At 70.4% G+C, this 16381-nt stretch carries 14 protein-coding genes; 8 read left to right on the plus strand and 6 right to left on the minus strand.

Annotation, left to right across the window (positions count from 1 at the left end; all coding sequences use genetic code 11):
• The 7 genes from ABD927_RS12215 (at position 1) to ABD927_RS12245 (ending at position 9021) form a co-directional block, all read left to right on the plus strand.
• A complete protein-coding gene (locus ABD927_RS12215) occupies positions 1–1575 on the plus strand; it encodes an AMP-binding protein (RefSeq protein WP_345249723.1) in 1575 nt (524 codons plus the stop codon).
• 26 nt (positions 1576–1601) lie between these two features.
• Positions 1602–3035 carry a UbiD family decarboxylase gene (locus tag ABD927_RS12220; RefSeq protein ID WP_345249725.1) on the plus strand — a complete coding sequence of 478 codons (1434 nt, stop codon included), beginning with the start codon at positions 1602–1604 and terminating at the stop codon, positions 3033–3035.
• Between the two features lie 76 nt (positions 3036–3111).
• Positions 3112–3918, plus strand: a complete 807-nt coding sequence (locus ABD927_RS12225) for an enoyl-CoA hydratase/isomerase family protein (RefSeq protein ID WP_345249727.1) — start codon at positions 3112–3114, stop codon at positions 3916–3918.
• A gap of 25 nt (positions 3919–3943) precedes the next feature.
• Positions 3944–5107, plus strand: a complete 1164-nt coding sequence (locus ABD927_RS12230) for an alpha-hydroxy acid oxidase (RefSeq protein WP_345249729.1) — start codon at positions 3944–3946, stop codon at positions 5105–5107.
• Positions 5104–6777 (plus strand): thiamine pyrophosphate-binding protein, encoded by a 1674-nt coding sequence (locus ABD927_RS12235; RefSeq protein ID WP_345249731.1) that lies wholly within the window; start codon positions 5104–5106, stop codon positions 6775–6777. The genes ABD927_RS12230 and ABD927_RS12235 overlap by 4 nt, the downstream gene beginning before the upstream one ends.
• 112 nt (positions 6778–6889) lie before the next feature.
• On the plus strand, positions 6890–7672 hold the full coding sequence (locus ABD927_RS12240) for an enoyl-CoA hydratase/isomerase family protein (protein ID WP_345249733.1): 783 nt from the start codon (positions 6890–6892) through the stop codon (positions 7670–7672).
• Positions 7669–9021, plus strand: a complete 1353-nt coding sequence (locus ABD927_RS12245; protein WP_345249735.1) for an MmgE/PrpD family protein — start codon at positions 7669–7671, stop codon at positions 9019–9021. Before ABD927_RS12240 ends, ABD927_RS12245 begins: the two co-directional genes overlap by 4 nt.
• Positions 9022–9033: 12 nt before the next feature.
• Here the strand turns inward: ABD927_RS12245 and ABD927_RS12250 are convergent, their stop codons facing one another.
• From ABD927_RS12250 to ABD927_RS12265, 4 genes are read right to left on the minus strand one after another with little or no spacing between them, the layout of a single operon-like run.
• Entirely contained in the window at positions 9034–10005 is a 972-nt protein-coding gene (locus tag ABD927_RS12250; protein ID WP_345249737.1) for a hydroxymethylglutaryl-CoA lyase, read from the minus strand.
• Positions 10006–10037: 32 nt separating this feature from the next.
• Positions 10038–11231 (minus strand): acyl-CoA dehydrogenase family protein, encoded by a 1194-nt coding sequence (locus ABD927_RS12255; protein ID WP_345249739.1) that lies wholly within the window; start codon positions 11229–11231, stop codon positions 10038–10040.
• Complete coding sequence (locus ABD927_RS12260) at positions 11228–12403, minus strand: CaiB/BaiF CoA transferase family protein (RefSeq protein ID WP_345249741.1); 1176 nt, start codon at positions 12401–12403, stop codon at positions 11228–11230. Before ABD927_RS12260 ends, ABD927_RS12255 begins: the two co-directional genes overlap by 4 nt.
• Before the next feature lie 32 nt (positions 12404–12435).
• On the minus strand, positions 12436–13419 hold the full coding sequence (locus ABD927_RS12265) for a Bug family tripartite tricarboxylate transporter substrate binding protein (RefSeq protein ID WP_345249743.1): 984 nt from the start codon (positions 13417–13419) through the stop codon (positions 12436–12438).
• 176 nt (positions 13420–13595) lie between these two features.
• On the opposite strand from ABD927_RS12265, the gene ABD927_RS12270 reads away from it, so the two are divergent.
• Complete coding sequence (locus ABD927_RS12270; RefSeq protein WP_345249745.1) at positions 13596–14525, plus strand: LysR family transcriptional regulator; 930 nt, start codon at positions 13596–13598, stop codon at positions 14523–14525.
• A gap of 35 nt (positions 14526–14560) precedes the next feature.
• Here ABD927_RS12270 and ABD927_RS12275 read toward each other — a convergent pair whose 3' ends face one another.
• Both ABD927_RS12275 and ABD927_RS12280 read right to left on the minus strand, forming a co-directional pair.
• On the minus strand, positions 14561–15859 hold the full coding sequence (locus ABD927_RS12275; RefSeq protein ID WP_345249747.1) for a TRAP transporter large permease: 1299 nt from the start codon (positions 15857–15859) through the stop codon (positions 14561–14563).
• A 9-nt stretch (positions 15860–15868) separates the two neighbouring features.
• A complete protein-coding gene (locus ABD927_RS12280) occupies positions 15869–16375 on the minus strand; it encodes a TRAP transporter small permease (RefSeq protein ID WP_345249749.1) in 507 nt (168 codons plus the stop codon).
• Between the last annotated feature and the right edge of the window lie 6 nt (positions 16376–16381).

A 16381-nucleotide genomic window follows, 5' to 3' on the forward strand; every position in this document is an offset into this window, starting at 1 on the left:
ATGTTCGACCTCGGCACGACCTTTCTGCAAAGCGTGGAGCGCAACCCGCGTGCGCCGGCGCTGGTGGACGACGGCGTCCGCCTGGACTACGCCCAATGGGGCGAGCGCATCGCCCGCGTCGCGGCCGGCCTGCGGCAGCTGGGCCTGGCGCGCGGCGACCGCCTGCTGTCGGTGCTGCAGAACCGCCACGAGGCCGCCACCCTGCATTGGGCCTGCCAGTTCGCCGGCGTGGTCATCGTTCCGCTGAACTGGCGCGCCAAGCCGGAGGAGATCGATTACTGCCTGGCCGATGCCGAGGCCAAGGCCGTGTTCTTCGAAGGGGTGAGCGAGTCGGCCGTGCGCTACAGCACGGCGGCGCGCGCCGTGCCCCGCATCGGCATCGGCGCGGACGCCACGGGCGCCACGCACGCCTGGGACGAGTTCGCCGCCGGTGCGCCGGACGGCTTGCCTGCCCAGGCCAGCGCCGACGACATATCGCTCATCCTCTACACCTCCGGCACCACGGGCAGGCCCAAGGGCGTGCCGCGCCGCCACCGGCACGAACGCGCGGCGGCGCTGGCGCACGTCGCGCAGAACCTATACCGCCGCGGCGAGCGCACCCTGGGCGTCATGCCGCTCTACCACACCATGGGCGTGCGTTCGCTGCTGGCCATGGCGCTGGTGGACGGGGCCTTCGTGTGCCTGCCGCGCTTCGACACCCAGCGCGCGCTCGACCTGATCGAAGCCGAGCGGGTCAGCTGCCTGTACCTGGTGCCCACGCTCTACCACGACATGATGAACCGGCGCGAGGCGCTGGGGCGCGGTACCGGGCCCGGGCCCGACATCGCCTCGGTAACGAAGCTGGGCTTCGCCGGCGCGCCCATGCACGACGCCCTGCTGCGCCGGCTGCAGGCCGCCTTCGCGCCGCAGGTCTTCGTCAACCACTACGGCTCGTCGGAGGTCTACACCTTTTCGATCGACCAGGACGCGGTCGGCAAGCCGGGCAGCGCCGGGCGTTCGGGCGTCAACACCCGGCTGCGCGTGGTGGCCCTGGACGCGGACGGCGTCGACGACGTGGTCGGCCCCGACGTGGAAGGGCAGATCATCGTCGACCTGCGCGGCGACGAAGCCTTCGAAGGCTACTGGAAGCGCGACGATGCCAACGCCAAGTCGCTGCGCAACGGCTGGTATTTCACCGGCGACATCGGCTATGTCGACCGCGACGGCGACCTGTTCGTCACCGGCCGGGTCGACGACATGATCATCAGCGGCGGCGAGAACATCTCGCCGGTGGACATCGAATCGGTGATCTCGCTGTGCCCCGGCGTGGGCGAGGTGGCCGTGGTCGGCCTGCCCGACGAACGCTGGGGCCAGCGCGTGGTCGCCTTCGTCACGCGCCGCGCGGGCGAGGCCGCGCTCGACGCGCAGACGCTCGACGCCCATTGCCGCAGTTCCGACCTGCCCAATTTCAAACGCCCGCGCGAATACGTATTCGTGTCAGAGATTCCCAAGTCCCCGGTGGGCAAGGTCTTGCGCCGCAAGCTGACCGCCGGCGAATACACGCCGCTGGCCGGCGGCGCCAATCCTGCCGCCTGACGCTACGATCAGCACGAGACGCCTCCATGACCACCATTGCCCCCCATACCGACCTGCGCCGCTGGCTGGCGCACCTGGCCGACACCGGCCGCCTGGCCGTGATCCGCGAAGGCACGCCGCTCAAGCACCGGCTGGCCGCCATCGCCAAGCGCCTGGACGGCCGGCAGGCGGCCTATTTTCCCCGGCCCGAGGGCCACGAGATACCGGTGGTATCGGGCTTCGTCGCCCGCCGCGCCTGGATCGCGGAAGCCATGGGCGTGCCCGAATCGCAACTGCTGGCCCGCTACCGCCACGCCGCCGAGCACCCCCTGCCCTGGATCGAGGTGGCGCCCGGCCAGGCACCCTGCCAGCAGGTCGTGCACCGCGACCGCGATCCGCGCGAGGTGCTGCCCATCCCGACCCATAGCGAGCACGACAGCGGGCCCTACATCACGGCCGGCCTGGTGATCGCCCGCAATCCGGAAACCGGCGTCCAGAACGTGTCCATCCACCGCATCCAGGTGCATGCGGCTGACCGCATGGCGCTGCTCGTGCTGCCGCGCCACCTGCAGGCCTTCCACCAGAAGGCCGAGGCGCGCGGCCAGGCGCTCGAGGTGGCGGTGGCGATCGGCGTGGATCCGCTCACGCTGCTGGCCTCGCAGGCCATCGCGCCGATCGACCGCGACGAGCTGGAGATCGCCGGCGCGCTGCACGGCGCGCCGCTGCGCGTGGCGAAGTGCCTGACCAACGAGGTGCGCGTGCCGGCCGACGCCGAGATCGTGATCGAAGGCCGCCTGATGCCGCGGCTGCGCGAGCCCGAAGGCCCGTTCGGCGAATTCCCCAAGTACTACAGCGCGCGCGAGCAGCGGGAAGTGATCCGCATCGACGCCATCACCCATCGCCGCAACCCGGTCTACCACACCATCGTGCCGGCCGAGATGGAACACCTGCTGCTGGGCGCGATCCCGCGCGAGGCGACCCTGCTCGCCTACCTGCAACGCAGCTTCCCGAACGTGCTGGACGTGCACCTGTCGATCGGCGGCGTCGCCCGCTACCATCTGTTCGTCAAGATCAGGAAGGCCCACGAAGGCCAGCCCAAGAACGTGATCTGCGCCGCCTTCGGCGCCCACTACGACGTCAAGCAGGTGATCGTGGTGGACGACGACGTCGACGTCCACGATCCCTTGCAGGTGGAATGGGCCGTCGCCACGCGCTTCCAGGCCAGCCGCGACCTGGTCCTGATCCCCGGCGCGCAGGGCTCGGTGCTCGACCCTTCGACCACGGTAGGCTTCGATTTCGCCGACGGCGCGCCGCCCCCCGCGCACCTGCAGGGATTGAGCGCCAAGATGGGCCTGGACGCCACGCGCCCCGTGGTTTACCACGAGCACGTCTTCACCAAGGTGCGGATCCCGGGCGAAGACGAGGTCGACCTCGCCGCCGAGATCGATCGCGACGCGAAAATCGACCTCGGTGCCGCATGAGGCCCGCGGCAACGAACCGGAAACCCGCCCCGCGGCGCGCGAGGCCGCCCCGCTCCAACATCCAACAGGAAACGCCATGACCGCCCTGACCCATCCCGCCCACAGCCTGCTCGACCGGTTCGACGGCTTCCGCGTCGAGGTCGACGCCGCGCGCGAGCGCGCCGACATCGTGCTCGCGCGCCCGCCCCTCAACGTCATTTCCATGCCCGCCCGCGAGCAGCTGCGCCTGGTGTTCGAGTCGCTCGACGCGGATCCCGCCGTGCGCGTCATCGTGCTGCGCGCCGAAGGCGAGCATTTCTCCAGCGGGGGCGACATCAAGGGCTTTCTCGAAGCCTCGCCCGAGCACGTCTCCCGGCTGGCCTGGAACATCGCCGCGCCGGCGCGCTGCGGCAAGCCGGTGATCGCCGCCGCGCGCGGCTATTGCTTCGGCGTGGGCTTCGAGATCTCGCTGGCCTGCGACTTCCGCATCGCCACCGACACCACGCAATACGCCCTGCCGGAACAGAAGCTCGGGCAGATCCCCGGCTCGGGCGGTTCGGCCCGCCTGCAGAAGATGGTGGGCATCACCCGCACCAAGGACATCGTGATGCGCTCGCGCCGCATTCCCGGCCGCCAGGCCCACGACTGGGGCGTGGCCACGGAATGCGTGGCCGACGCCGAGCTGGAGGCGGCCACCGACCGCCTGGTGGACGAGCTGCGCGCCTTCTCGCCGCTGGCCCAGCGCACCGCGAAGAAGCTGCTCAACGACACCGAGGACGCCACGCTCTCCGTCGCCATCGAGCTGGAAGGCCACTGCTACAGCCGGCTGCGCAGCTCGAACGATTTCCGCGAAGGCGTCGAGGCCTTCCACGGCAAGCGCCGCCCCAACTTCAACGGCACATGAACCGCCAGGGCATGGACCGACTCCGATGACCCCAAGCAAGGCCCTTTCGATCGCGGACCTGGCGCAGGCCGCGCGGCGCCGCCTGCCGCCCGGCATCTACGGCTACGTGCACGGCGGCAGCGAAGACCAGCTTTCGCTCGACGCCAACCGCGCGGCGTTCCGGCGCTGGCGCTTCCGCACCCATCCGCTGGTGGACGTGTCGCGGCGTTCGATGGCGATCGAGCTGTTCGGCGCCGCCTACGACGCGCCGGTGGGCATCGCGCCCATGGGCGTGGCCGGCCTGTGCGCCTTCGACGGCGACCTCGCGCTGGCGCGGGCGGCGGCCGCCGCGCGCCAGCCGGCGGTGCTGAGCGCGGCCTCCACCATCCCGCTGGAGCGCGTGATGCGCGAGGCCCCGGGCACCTGGTACCAGGCCTACCTGCCCGCCGCCACGGAAGTGATCGGGCCGCTGCTGGCGCGGCTCCAGGCCGCCGCGGTGCCGGTATTGGTGGTGACCGTGGACGTGCAGATCGCCTCGGCGCGCGAGAACGAATTGCGCAACGGCTTCAGCATCCCGTTGCGGCTCACGCCGCGCCTGGTGGCCGGCGGCCTGGCCCGGCCGCGCTGGCTGGCCGCCACCTTCGCCCGCACGCTGCTGCGCCAGGGCATGCCGCATTTCGAGAATTTCACCGCCACGCGCGGCGGCCCCATCGTCAGCGCGGCCAAGGGCGACCATCGCGCCGGCCGCGCCGCCATGACCTGGGATACGATCGCCTGGATGCGCGAGCGCTGGCCGGGCCGGCTGGTGATCAAGGGCATCCTGCGGCCGCAGGACGCGCGGCGCGCGCACGCGCTCGGCTGCGACGGCATCGTCGTCTCCAACCACGGCGGCCGCCAGCTCGACGGGGCGGTGGCGCCGCTCGATGCCCTGCCCGCGATCGCGGCGGCGGTGCCGCGCGATTTCGCCGTGCTGCTGGACGGCGGCATCCGCCGCGGCACCGACGTGCTCAAGGCGCTGGCGCTGGGCGCGCGCTGCGTGTTCGTCGGCCGGCCGGCCATGTACGGGCTGGCGGCCGGCGGCCAGGCCGGCGCCGCGCGCGCGCTGGAGCTGCTGCGGCGCGAGATCGACGTCGATCTCGCCCTGCTGGGCTGCCCCGACGTCAAATTGCTGAATACCGATTACCTGATACGGGAGGACAGCCTGCCATGACCGACATCCCTCTCGCGCGCCGCAGCGGCGGCGAAGTGCTCATCGAAGCGCTGCGCATCCACGGCGCCGATACCGTCTACTGCGTGCCCGGCGAAAGCTTCCTGGCCGCGCTCGACGCGCTCTACCACGCGCGCGACGCCATCCGCCTGATCGTCGCCCGCCAGGAGGGCGGGGCCGCCCACATGGCCGAGGCGCACGGCAAGCTGACGGGCGAGCCCGGCATCTGCTTCGTCACCCGCGGCCCCGGTTCCACCAACGCCAGCATCGCGATCCACACCGCGCGCCAGGATTCGACGCCGCTGATCGTGTTCATCGGCCAGGTCGGACGCGACGCCATCGGCCGCGAGGCCTGGCAGGAAATCGACTACCGCCACATGTTCGGCCACATCGCCAAGTGGGTCGACCAGATCGACGACGCGCGGCGCATCCCCGAATACGTGAGCCGCGCCTTCCACGTCGCCACTTCGGGCCGCCCCGGCCCCGTGGTGCTGGCGCTGCCGGAGGACATGCTGGCCGAGGCCGTGGAAGTGGCCGACAGCCCGCGCTACCGGCGCGCGGGCGCCGCGCCCGCCCCGTCCGCGCTGCGAGGCCTGCGCGGCGAACTGGCCCGCGCCGGGCGGCCGCTCGTGATCGTGGGCGGCGGCGGCTGGACGCGCGAGGCGAGCGAAGACCTCGCCGCGTTCGCCCGCGGCTTCGATCTGCCCGTGGCCGCCGCGTTCCGCCGCCAGGACCTGGTCGACAATCGCTGCGACCAATACGTAGGCGAAGCCGGGCTGGGAATGGATCCCAGGCTCGCCCGCCGGATCAGGGAAGCGGACCTGATCATCGCCGTCGGCGCGCGCCTGGGCGAGACCAGCACGCAGGGCTACGAGCTGCTGGCCGTGCCGCGGCCCGCCCAGCGCCTGGTGCACGTGCATGCCGATCCGGAAGAACTGGGCCATGTCTACCATGCCGACGTGCCCATCCTGTCGTCGATGCCGGAATTCGCCCACGCGGCGCGCGCCCTGGCGCCGGAAGCCGCGCCCGCGCGCTGGGCCGCATGGACCCGCGCGGCGCGCGCCGACTACCTGGCCAATCTCGAACCGCCGGCCTCCATGCCGGGCGAGGTGGACCTGGGCCGGATCATGGTCCATCTGCGCGACGCGCTGCCGCCCGACACCATCGTCACCAACGGCGCCGGCAATTACACGCTGTGGGTGCAGCGCTTCTGGCGCTACGGCGGCTTCCGGACCCAGCTGGCGCCTACCAGCGGCACCATGGGCTACGGCCTGCCGGCCGCCATCGCCGCCAAGCTGGTCCATCCGGAGCGGACCGTGGTGTGCTTCGCCGGCGACGGCTGCTTCCTGATGAACGGGCAGGAACTGGCGACCGCGATGCGCTACGGCGCCGGCGTGGTCGTCATCGTGGTCAACAACGGCATGTACGGCAGCATCCGCATGCACCAGGAACGGCATTACCCGGGCAATGTGCACGGCACGGAATTGCTGAATCCCGATTTCGCGCTGCTGGCGCGCGCCTATGGCGCGCATGCCGAATGCGTCGAACGCACGGCCGACTTCCCGGCCGCGCTGGAACGCGCGCTGCATGCGGGCAGGCCGGCGCTGATCGAATTGCGCGTGAGCCCCGAGGCGCTGACGCCGCGCGCCACGATCGCGTCGCTACGCGGCTGATGGTTTCCCGTCATCACCGCTTATGATCATGAGAATCAATATATATTAATTTACATGATGAAAAGCGGCTCTTAGACTCTGTCGGCACTTTCCACCAGAGCACGAGGACCACATGCCCACCGAGGAAATCCTCAGCATCTCGATCGAAGACAGGGTCTGCCGCCTGACCCTGAACCGCCCGGAACGCCGCAACGCGCTGTCGCGCGACATGAACGCCGCCTTGCGCGCCGCCATCCTGGAAGCCGACGTCAACCCCGCCGTGTCGCTGATCACCATCACCGGCGCCGGCACCTCGTTCTGCGCCGGCGCCGACCTGAAGGACGCCCGCGCGATGGACGAGAGCGGCACCCGCTACCGCGGCCCGCTGCACCAGCCCGAACGCACGCCCTTCGAGATCATGCTCGAGTCGCGCAAGCCCATCCTGGGCATCGTCAACGGCCCGGCCACGGCCGGCGGCTTCGAGCTGGCGCTGGCCTGCGACCTGCGGGTGGCCAGCGAGACCGCATGGTTCTGCCTGCCCGAGGCGCGGCGCGGCATGGGAGCGCATTTCGCGTCGGTGGTGCTGCCGCAGATGATTCCCCCCGGCATCGCGATGGAATGGCTGTACTCGGGCCGCAAGGTATCGCTGGAGGAAGCCGCGCGCTGGGGGCTGGTGAACCGCATCGCCCCGCCCGACGAGCTGGCCGCCGTGGCGCAGGAGCTGGCGGCGGAGATCGCCGCCTCGGCGCCGCTGTCGCTGCACCGGATGAAGCTGACCAGCCGCAAGACGGTGGGCATGCCGCTGCTGTCCGCGCTGCGGCTCGATGTCGGCCCCGATCCGTATGCGTCGGAAGACCGCAAGGAAGGCGCCCGCGCCTTCCTGGAGAAACGCGCGCCGGTGTGGCAGGGGAAATGAGCGCTGCGCGGACGCTGGCAGGCTACCTGGCATCGTTCGACGCCTCGCGCGCCGCGCCGTCCGCACGGCATGCGGTGCGCCGCGCGGTGCTGGACACGGTGGCGGTGGCCGCGGCGGCGGCCGGCGAGCCGGTGGCCGCCGCCATCGTCGGCCTGGTGCGCGGCCGCGCGGGCGCCGGCGCGGCGCAGGTCTGGTCCGCGCCCTGGCGCGTGGACGAGGAAGGCGCGGCGCTGGCCAACGGCACGCTCGCGCACGCGCTGGATTACGACGACGTCGCCACGCCGATGCGCGGGCACCCCAGCGCCTGCCTGGTGCCGGCGCTGATGGCGCTGGGCCAGCCGCGCGGGCGCACCCTGGAGCAGCTCGCCGTCTCTTACGTTGCCGGCTTCGAGGTGGCCTGTACCCTGGGCCGGGCGGTCATGCCCGCCCAATACCCGCGCGGCTGGCACACCACGGCCACCATCGGCATGCTCGGCGCCGCCGCGGCCTGCGCCCACCTGCTCGGCCTGGATGCCGGCCGGACGGCGCACGCGCTCGGCATCGCCGTCTCGCACGCCAGCGGCACGCTGGAAAACTTCGGCACCATGTGCAAGCCGCTGCACGCCGGCCATGCCGCCGCGGCGGCGGTCCGCTGCGCGCTGCTGGCCGAGGCCGGCTTCACCGCGTCGCCCACGGCGCTCGACGGCCGGCAGGGCTATCTGGCCCTGTACGGCGGGCCGCCCACGCTGAACGGCGCGCTGGCGCGGCTCGGCCGGGAACCGCCGGCCATCCTGGAAACCGGCATCGAGATCAAGAAATATCCGATGTGCTATGCCGCGCACCGCGCGCTCGACGGCGTGCTGGCGCTGCGGGCGGAGCACGGCCTGGCGCTGGAAGACGTCGCGCGGGCCGAAATCGCCGGCAGCCCGCGCTCCTTCATCCCGCTGGTATGCCCACGCCCCCGCGCCGGCCTGGACGCCAGGTTCAGCATGCCTTATGCCATTGCCGCCGCGCTGCGCGACGGCGCGATACGGCTCGGTTCGTTCACCGACGCCGCGGTGCTGCGGCCGGAGATCCAGGATTTCATGGAGCGGGTCGACGTGCGCGAGGCCGAAGGCCCCGACACGCCGCGCTGGACCGGCGTCGCGCTCGTGCTGCGCGACGGCCGGCGGCTGGAACGCCGGGTCGAGCGGCTGCGCGGCGGCCTGGGCCAGCCGCTGGCCGACGCCGAACTGGTGGAAAAGGCCCGCGATTGCTTCGAATACGGCGGCGCGCCTGCCGCCGCCGATCCGGTATGCCGGCTAGCGCTGGGCCCCGGCGATCCACGCATCGCCGAGCTGGCCGGCCTGCTGCGCGGCCCGCCCGGCTAGCCCAGCCGCGGATCAGGCCGCGGCCGCCTGGGCGATGCGTTCGCGCACCCGGCGCAGGCTGCCGCCCACCATTACCGCGCCGGGCAGCGGATGGCCCACGACGTCCTGCGCCAGCCGCGCGCACTCGATCAATGCCTCGAGGTCGATGCCGGTCTCGATGCCCATTTCCTCGCACATGAAGACCAGGTCTTCGGTACAGACGTTGCCCGCGGCGCCCGCGTTGGCCGCGAAGGGGCAGCCGCCCAGGCCCGCCACCGAAGCGTCGAAACGGTCTATGCCCATTTCCAGGCCGGCGTAGGCGTTGGCGATCCCCATGCCGCGCGTATCGTGCAGGTGCAATTCCAGCGTCACCTCCGGATACCTGGCGCGGATGGCGCCCACGGTGCGCTTGATGGCCAGCGGCGTGGCCCAGCCCATGGTGTCGGCCAGCGACAGCGAGCCGATCGACAACCCATGCTCGGCGGCCACGTCGATGGCCTGGCCGACCAGGCCGACCACCTTGTCCGGCCGCACGTCGCCTTCGTAATTGCAGCCGAAGGCGGCCATGATGGTGACGCGATCGAGGCCGATGCCGCGTTCCCGATAACCGTGCAGCATGCCGTGGAGGGTGGCCAGCTGCTGCGATGGCGTCCGGTTCAGGTTCTTCTGCAGGAAGCGGTCCGACGCGCTGAGGGAGATCGAGCCCTTGACGTCGATGCGGCCGGCGGCGATCGCGCGCTCCAGGCCGGCCTCGTTGAACCAGAGGGCCTTGTACGACACGCCCGGCACCGGCGTGATGCCCGCCACCACCGCCTCGGCGTCGGCCATGCCCGGCACGGCCTTGGGATTGACGAAGGACACGATCTGCATCTGGCGGATGCCGACCCGGGACAGGGCATCGATAAGCTCGATCTTGCGCGCCGTGGGGATCGGCGCCTTCTCGAACTGGAAGCCCTCGCGCGGGCCTTCTTCCTTGATGTGGATGCGGCTGGGCAAATCGTTCATCTGGGTCTCCTGGAGCGTTGCGCGGCCGGCGCTCAATACGACTTGGGCAGGCCGAGAACGTTGTGGCCGATGAAGGCCAGGATGAGGTTGGTCGATATAGGCGCGATGCGCTGCAGCCGGGCGGCGCGCCACTTGCGTTCGATATCGTACTCGCGCGCCACCGAAAAGCCGCCGTGGGTCTGCATGCATTCTTCGCCGGAACTCCACGCGGCTTCCGAACTCAGCAGGCGGCCCAGGTTGGCCTGCTCGCCGCAGGGCTGGCCGGCGTCGAACAGCGCGCACGCGGTGCGAACCATCAGGTCGGCGGCGCGGTACTGCGCGTAGCAGCGGGCGAGCGGGAACTGGATGCCCTGGTTCTGGCCGATGGGGCGGCCGAACACCACGCGTTCCTTGGCGTAGTTCACGGCCTTGTCGATGAAGTAGCGGCAATCGCCCAGCGACTCGTGCGCCAGCAGGATGCGCTCGGAATTCATGCCGTCGAGGATGACGCGGAAGCCCTTGTTCTCCACGCCGATCAGGTTCTCCACCGGCACGCGCAGATTGTCGTAGAAGATTTCGTTGGTCTGGTGGTTCACCATGGTTTCGATCGGCCGGATGGTCATGCCCTTGCCCAGCGACTCGCGGATGTCGACCAGCAGCACCGACAGGCCGTCGGTGCGCTGCTTGACCTGGTCGGCCGGCGTGGTGCGCACCAGCAGCACCATCAGGTCGGAATTCTTCGCGCGCGAGGTCCAGATCTTCTGGCCGTTGACCACGTAGTGGTCGCCGTCGCGCACCGCGGTGGTCTTCAGGTTCAGCGTGTCGGAACCGGTGGTCGGCTCGGTCACGCCGAAGGACTGGAAGCGCAGCCTGCCCGACGCGATGTCCGGCAGGTAGCGTTCGCGCTGCCGCGGCGTGCCGTGCTTGACCAGGATCTTCATCATGTAGGCCTGGGCGCGGATGTTGCTGGCGCTGCAGCCGGCGGCGGTGATCTCTTCGAACACCACGCCGCCGGCGCGGATCGGCAGGCCCGCGCCGCCGTACTCCTCGGGAATCAGCGCCGACAGGTAGCCGGCGTCGGTCATCGCCTGCGTGAATTCCTGCGCGTGCTCGTGCCGCGCCTCCTGGTCGCGCCAGTATTCGCCGGGGAAGTCCTTGCAGATGGCCTGTATCGATTGCCGTATCTCCGGATAGTCCTCGCCGTAAGGCACCATGGTCAGTCCGCTGTCATTGGCTTCGACGCTCATCGGGTCTCGCTCCTGTGTTCCAGTATCAGATGGGTATCGGCGCCCAGCTCGGGAGGCGCCTTGCGCAGCGGCGGCCGCACGCCGTCGAACGAGACCGGCAGGCCCATCAGCGATACGCTGCCGTCGGGCGTCCGCTGCAGCATGCCCAGCGCCCGGGTTTGCGGATGCTGCATGACCTGGTCGAGCGTCTGCAGCGGCGCGCACGGCACGCCGGCCGCCTCCAGCAGCGCGAGCCATTCGCCGCGCGGGCGCGTGGCGACCACCGCCGCCACCGCCTCGTTGACCGTTTCGCGGTTGCGCACGCGTTCGGGGTTGGTGGCGAAGCGCGCGTCGTCGAGCCAGTCGAGCCGCCCCAGCGCGCCGGCCAGGCGGCGGAAGATGTTGTCGTTGCCGGCCGCGATCGACAGGTAGTCGTCGGCCGCCTTGAACACCTTGTACGGCACCAGCGTGGGATGCTCGGTGCCGCGCTTGCCGGGCACCTTGCCGGTGGCCATGAAAGAGGCGATGTGCGACTGCATCCACGACAGGCTGGTCTCGAACAGCGAGGTGTCGATTTCGCAGCCCTCGCCCGTGGCGGCGCGCCGGTGCAGCGCCGACAGGATGCCGATGACCGTCCACATGCCCGTTCCCACGTCCACCATCGACGGCCCCACCCGCACCGGCGGCCGGCCGGGCTCGCCCGTCACGCTCATGATGCCGCCGAAGGCCTGCATCAGCGGGTCGTAGCCGGGCCGGCCGGCCAGCGGTCCGGAAGCGCCGAAGGCGTGCATATTGCAGTAGATCAGCCGCGGATCGGCCGCCCGCAGCGTCGCGGCGTCTAGTTCCATGCGGGCGATCAGCCCGGGCCGCATGTTCTGCAGGACCACGTCGACCCGGTCGGCGATGTAGTGGCGCAGGGTCTTGCGCTGGGCCGGATCCTTCAGGTCGATCGCCAGCGAGTGCTTGTTGCGGTTGAGCGCCTGAAAGGTGCAGGCGGTGCCGTTGACGAACGGCGGGCCCCAGGAACGCGTGTCGTCGCCGTCTTCCGGCTTTTCCACCTTGAGCACCGTGGCGCCCAGGTCCGCCAGGACGTGGCCGGCGAATGGCGCCGCCACGCTGTGGCCGAACTCGACCACCACGAGGCCCGCGAGGGGCTGGTGGGCGTCCGGCCGTGCTTCGGATTGGTTCTCCATGCCGACTTCTTCTTCCTCGATTGGAAACGCGATTAGCTGAACTTGACGCCGGAGCGGGCCACCGCTGTCCAGCGGTCGATGTCGTCGCGCACCAGCTGCGCCAGTTCGTCGGGCGTCGACGGCCACGGCACCAGGCCGTTGCCGTTCATGGTCTGGCTGACGTCGCCGCGCCTCAGCGCGCGCGCCATTTCGGCATTCAGCGTCCGTACGATGGGCGCCGGCGTGCCGGCCGGGGCGAACATGCCGCCCCAGCCCGACACGTCGAAGCCCGGGAAGGTCTCGGCGATGGTCGGCACCTCGGGCAGCTCGGCGTAGCGCGCCTTCTCGGTAATCGCGAGGGCGCGGATCTGGCCGCTGCGGATATTGGGCAGGACCGCGACCAGGCTCGCGATGGCCAGCGGGATCTGCCCGCTGATGAGGTCGACGGCGGCCGGCCCGCCCCCCTTGTACGGGACGTGTTCTATCTCGATATCGGCGACCTGCTTGAGCAGTTCGCCGGCCAGCTGGTGGGGCGTGCCCACGCCGGGCGATCCGAAGCTCAGCTTGCCGGGCGACTTCTTCGCATAGTCGAGGAACTCGGCGAAGTTTCTGGCCGGCAGGGAAGGATGGGCAACCAGTACGAGCACATTGCGATAGCCGCGACAGATCGGCGCGAAGTCTGTAATCGGGTCGTACGGCAGCTTGGCGAAGGCCAGCTTGTTGGAGGCCTGGTTGGAAGTATTGAAAAGCAGGGTGTAGCCATCGGGCGCGGATCGCGCCACCGATTCCGCGCCGATGATGCCGCTGGCGCCGGCGCGGTTTTCCACCACGAAGGTCTGGCCCAGCGCCTCCCCCATCTTCTGGGCCAGGATGCGGGCGCTGGTATCGGTAGACGATCCGGGCGGCCACGCCACTACCAGCCGGACCGTACGGTTCGGATAGGCCTGGGCCGCGGCGGCCGGGAGAATGCCGCTGCCGCCCAGCAGGGCGGCCGAGCCCGCCAGCGCGCCCAGCACGCTGCGGCGCGATTCGTTCACAGGGGTTCCATTTCCGGCTTTGTTGTCCACATCGTCTCCTCGTGTTCGTGTCGTTCGAGCGAAGGGCAGTCTAGGAATCGGCCTATCATCAAGTCAATTAATATATGTTTATGGACATGATCATCATCTATGATGATGAATCGCCGCCCCGACCAGCCCGCCCCAGGAGCAATGACGTGGAAATCCGCCAGGTCCAGTACTTTCTTTGCCTTTATGAAGAGCGGTCGGTCACACGGGCCGCCCGCCGCCTGAACATCGTGCAGCCGGCCCTCAGCATGCAGATCGCGCGGCTGGAAAACGAGCTGGGCCAGCAGCTCTTCCTGCGCACCAAGCGCGGCGTGGAGCCCACGGCAGAGGGCCGCCAGATGTACCGGCTGTTCCTGCCGATCCTCGGCGACTTCACGCGCGCCCGCGAGCAGATGATGAACAGCTCGGGCGAGCTGACCGGCCAGGTGCGGGTCGGCACCGTGGCCAGCATCTCGCAGGGCGTGCTGGTCGGCGCGCTGCTGGAATTTTCCGCGGCCCATCCCAAGGTCGGCCTGATGCTGACCGACGGCTATAGCGGCGGGCTGGCCGACGCGGTGGCCGGCACGCAGCTGGACGCGGCCATCACCAACAAGCCGCGCCGCTCGCTGTCGCTGAATACCGAAGTGATCGTGGAAGAGGACCTGGTGCTGATCACGGGACTGTCGCATCCGGCCCTGCCGCCGGAGGTGCCGTTCCGGCACCTATCGTCGCTGCGCATGGCCTTGCCCACACGCCAGCACGGCCTGCGGCTGATCATCGAGAATTTCGCGCAGGCCGAGGAAGTGGACCTGTCGCCGGCGGTGGAGATCGATTCGATCGGCACCATCCTGCGGCTGGTGCACGAGAGCGACTTCGCCACCCTGCTGCCCCGCATCGCCGTCCGGCGGCTGCTGCGGCGGCCGGCCTACCGCTGCCATGCGATCGTGTCGCCCGTGCTGCGGCGCCAACTGGTATGCGTGACCCATCCGCGCAATCCGGTCAGCGTCGCGACCTCGGCCTTCCTGGCCGTGCTGACGCGGCACATCCGCGAGGCGGCCGAAGGGGCGACGGAGGCCATCGCGGCCACGGGCGCGGGCTGAGCGCCGCTGCGCCCGCCCGCCGATGGCGCGGCCCGCTACATCCGGCCCGGCAGCCACGTGGCCAGCGGCGGCCACTCGTACACCACCCACGCCACGAACAGGATCAGGATCCAGTACGGCGCCGCCCCCGCGAAAATCTGCCGCACCGTGATGTCGCGATCCGGGATCGCCGCCTTCACCACGAACACCCCGATGCCGAACGGCGGCGTCAGCACGCCGGCCTCGATCACCAGGATGCCGATCAGCGCGAACACGACGGGATCCAGACCCAGGCTGGCCGCCACCGGCCAGAAGATCGGCACCGTCAGCAGCATGATCGAAATGCTGTCGATCAGCATGCCCAGCAGGAACCACACCGCCACCATGAACAGCATGGTCTGCCCCGGTCCCAGGCCCATCGACTCGAGCGTCTCCTGCACCTGCTGCGGAATGCCGTTGAGCGCGATCAGCTTGCTGTACATCACGGCCGTCAGCAGCAGCAGCATGATGGGCGTGACGGTACGCCCCGACTCGACGAAGGCGCGGAACAGCCCGCGCAGCCGCATGCCCTTGGCCACGGCCAGGATGGCGGCCCCGAACAGGCCTACGGCGCTGCCTTCGGTCGGCGTGAAGTAGCCGAACCAGATCCCGCCCAGCGTGACGGCGATCAGCAGGCACACGCCGAGCGAGCCGGAGACCTGGGCCGGCGTGAGCGGCGCGGCGGCGCCCTCGCCCTCGGGCGCGAGTTCGGGCCGCAGCCGCGCCGCCGCCACGCAATACAGCGCATAAAGCAGCGCGAGCAGGATGCCGGGGAAGACGCCGGCGGCGAACAGCCGGCCCACCGACTGCTCGGTGAGGATCGCCCACACGATCATGAACACCGACGGCGGGATCAGCAGGCCCAGCACCGAGCTGCCGGCGATGCAGCCGACCGCGTAGCTGCGGCGGTAGCGGTTGTCGCGCATGGCCGGATACGCCACGTGGCTGAACGCCGCCGCCGCGGCCACGCCGACCCCGGTCACCGCCGCGAAGATGGCGTTGCCGCCCACCGTGGCGACCGCCAGCCGGCCCGGCACGCCCTTGAGCATGCGATTGACCACGCTGAACAGGTCGCCGGCCGCGCCGCAGTGGGCGATCAGCATGCCCATGACGGTGAACAGCGGAATGACGACGAAGTTGTATTCCTTGATGCCCGACAACGCCGTCTGCTGCAGCAGGTCGACGGCGGGCTCGAGCCCGCCCAGCGCGAAGTACAGCCCGAAGCCGGCGGCGGCCGCGAAGGCGAAGACCACCGGCACGCCCAGGATCGCCAGCACGGCCAGCGCGACCAGCCCGCCCCACATTTCATAGGCCATCTACGTTCCTCATTCCGGCAGTTGGTCGTCTTTGTCGCCAAGACGGCCGCACAGGCCGTCCACCACATAGAGCAGGCACACCAGCGCGGCCACGATCCACAGCGCCAGCGTGCCGAAGCGCAATGGCCAGGCGGCGATGCGGAAGGCGTCGTTGCCGAAGAACTCGCCGGTGGACCAGCCGGCCACCGCCGGCTCCCACGACACTGCCGCCATCGCCGCGAAGAACGCCGCCCCCAAGGCGTAGGCGAGGGCGTTCAGCCCGCTGCGCGCGCCAGCCGGCAGCAGGTCCAGCAGGAAGGTCACGCGCAGCAGCTTGCGCTGGCGGATGACGTAGGGCGCCTGCAGGAAGGTGAGCAGCACCAGGCCCACGCCCACCAGTTCGGCCGTGCCGGCGAACGGCCGGTTCAGCAGCAGCCGGCCCGCCACGTCGTAGACGATCACCAGCGTCAGCGCCGCCACCACGCAGGCGCCGGCCACGTGCAGCCACAGCAGCAGCCTGTCGATACAGGTCTTCATGTACAG

This window comes from Pigmentiphaga soli, from assembly GCF_039541095.1.
Lineage (GTDB): Bacteria > Pseudomonadota > Gammaproteobacteria > Burkholderiales > Burkholderiaceae_B > Pigmentiphaga > Pigmentiphaga soli.

What these genes read in the sequence shown, in the direction of transcription:
- ABD927_RS12215 (WP_345249723.1), top strand. Translation starts at nt 1, where the DNA reads ATGTTCGACCTCGGCACGACCTTTCTGCAAAGCGTGGAGCGCAACCCG.
- ABD927_RS12220 (WP_345249725.1), top strand. Translation starts at nt 1,602, where the DNA reads ATGACCACCATTGCCCCCCATACCGACCTGCGCCGCTGGCTGGCGCAC.
- ABD927_RS12225 (WP_345249727.1), top strand. Translation starts at nt 3,112, where the DNA reads ATGACCGCCCTGACCCATCCCGCCCACAGCCTGCTCGACCGGTTCGAC.
- ABD927_RS12230 (WP_345249729.1), top strand. Translation starts at nt 3,944, where the DNA reads ATGACCCCAAGCAAGGCCCTTTCGATCGCGGACCTGGCGCAGGCCGCG.
- ABD927_RS12235 (WP_345249731.1), top strand. Translation starts at nt 5,104, where the DNA reads ATGACCGACATCCCTCTCGCGCGCCGCAGCGGCGGCGAAGTGCTCATC.
- ABD927_RS12240 (WP_345249733.1), top strand. Translation starts at nt 6,890, where the DNA reads ATGCCCACCGAGGAAATCCTCAGCATCTCGATCGAAGACAGGGTCTGC.
- ABD927_RS12245 (WP_345249735.1), top strand. Translation starts at nt 7,669, where the DNA reads ATGAGCGCTGCGCGGACGCTGGCAGGCTACCTGGCATCGTTCGACGCC.
- ABD927_RS12250 (WP_345249737.1), bottom strand. Translation starts at nt 10,005, where the DNA reads ATGAACGATTTGCCCAGCCGCATCCACATCAAGGAAGAAGGCCCGCGC.
- ABD927_RS12255 (WP_345249739.1), bottom strand. Translation starts at nt 11,231, where the DNA reads ATGAGCGTCGAAGCCAATGACAGCGGACTGACCATGGTGCCTTACGGC.
- ABD927_RS12260 (WP_345249741.1), bottom strand. Translation starts at nt 12,403, where the DNA reads ATGGAGAACCAATCCGAAGCACGGCCGGACGCCCACCAGCCCCTCGCG.
- ABD927_RS12275 (WP_345249747.1), bottom strand. Translation starts at nt 15,859, where the DNA reads ATGGCCTATGAAATGTGGGGCGGGCTGGTCGCGCTGGCCGTGCTGGCG.
- ABD927_RS12280 (WP_345249749.1), bottom strand. Translation starts at nt 16,375, where the DNA reads ATGAAGACCTGTATCGACAGGCTGCTGCTGTGGCTGCACGTGGCCGGC.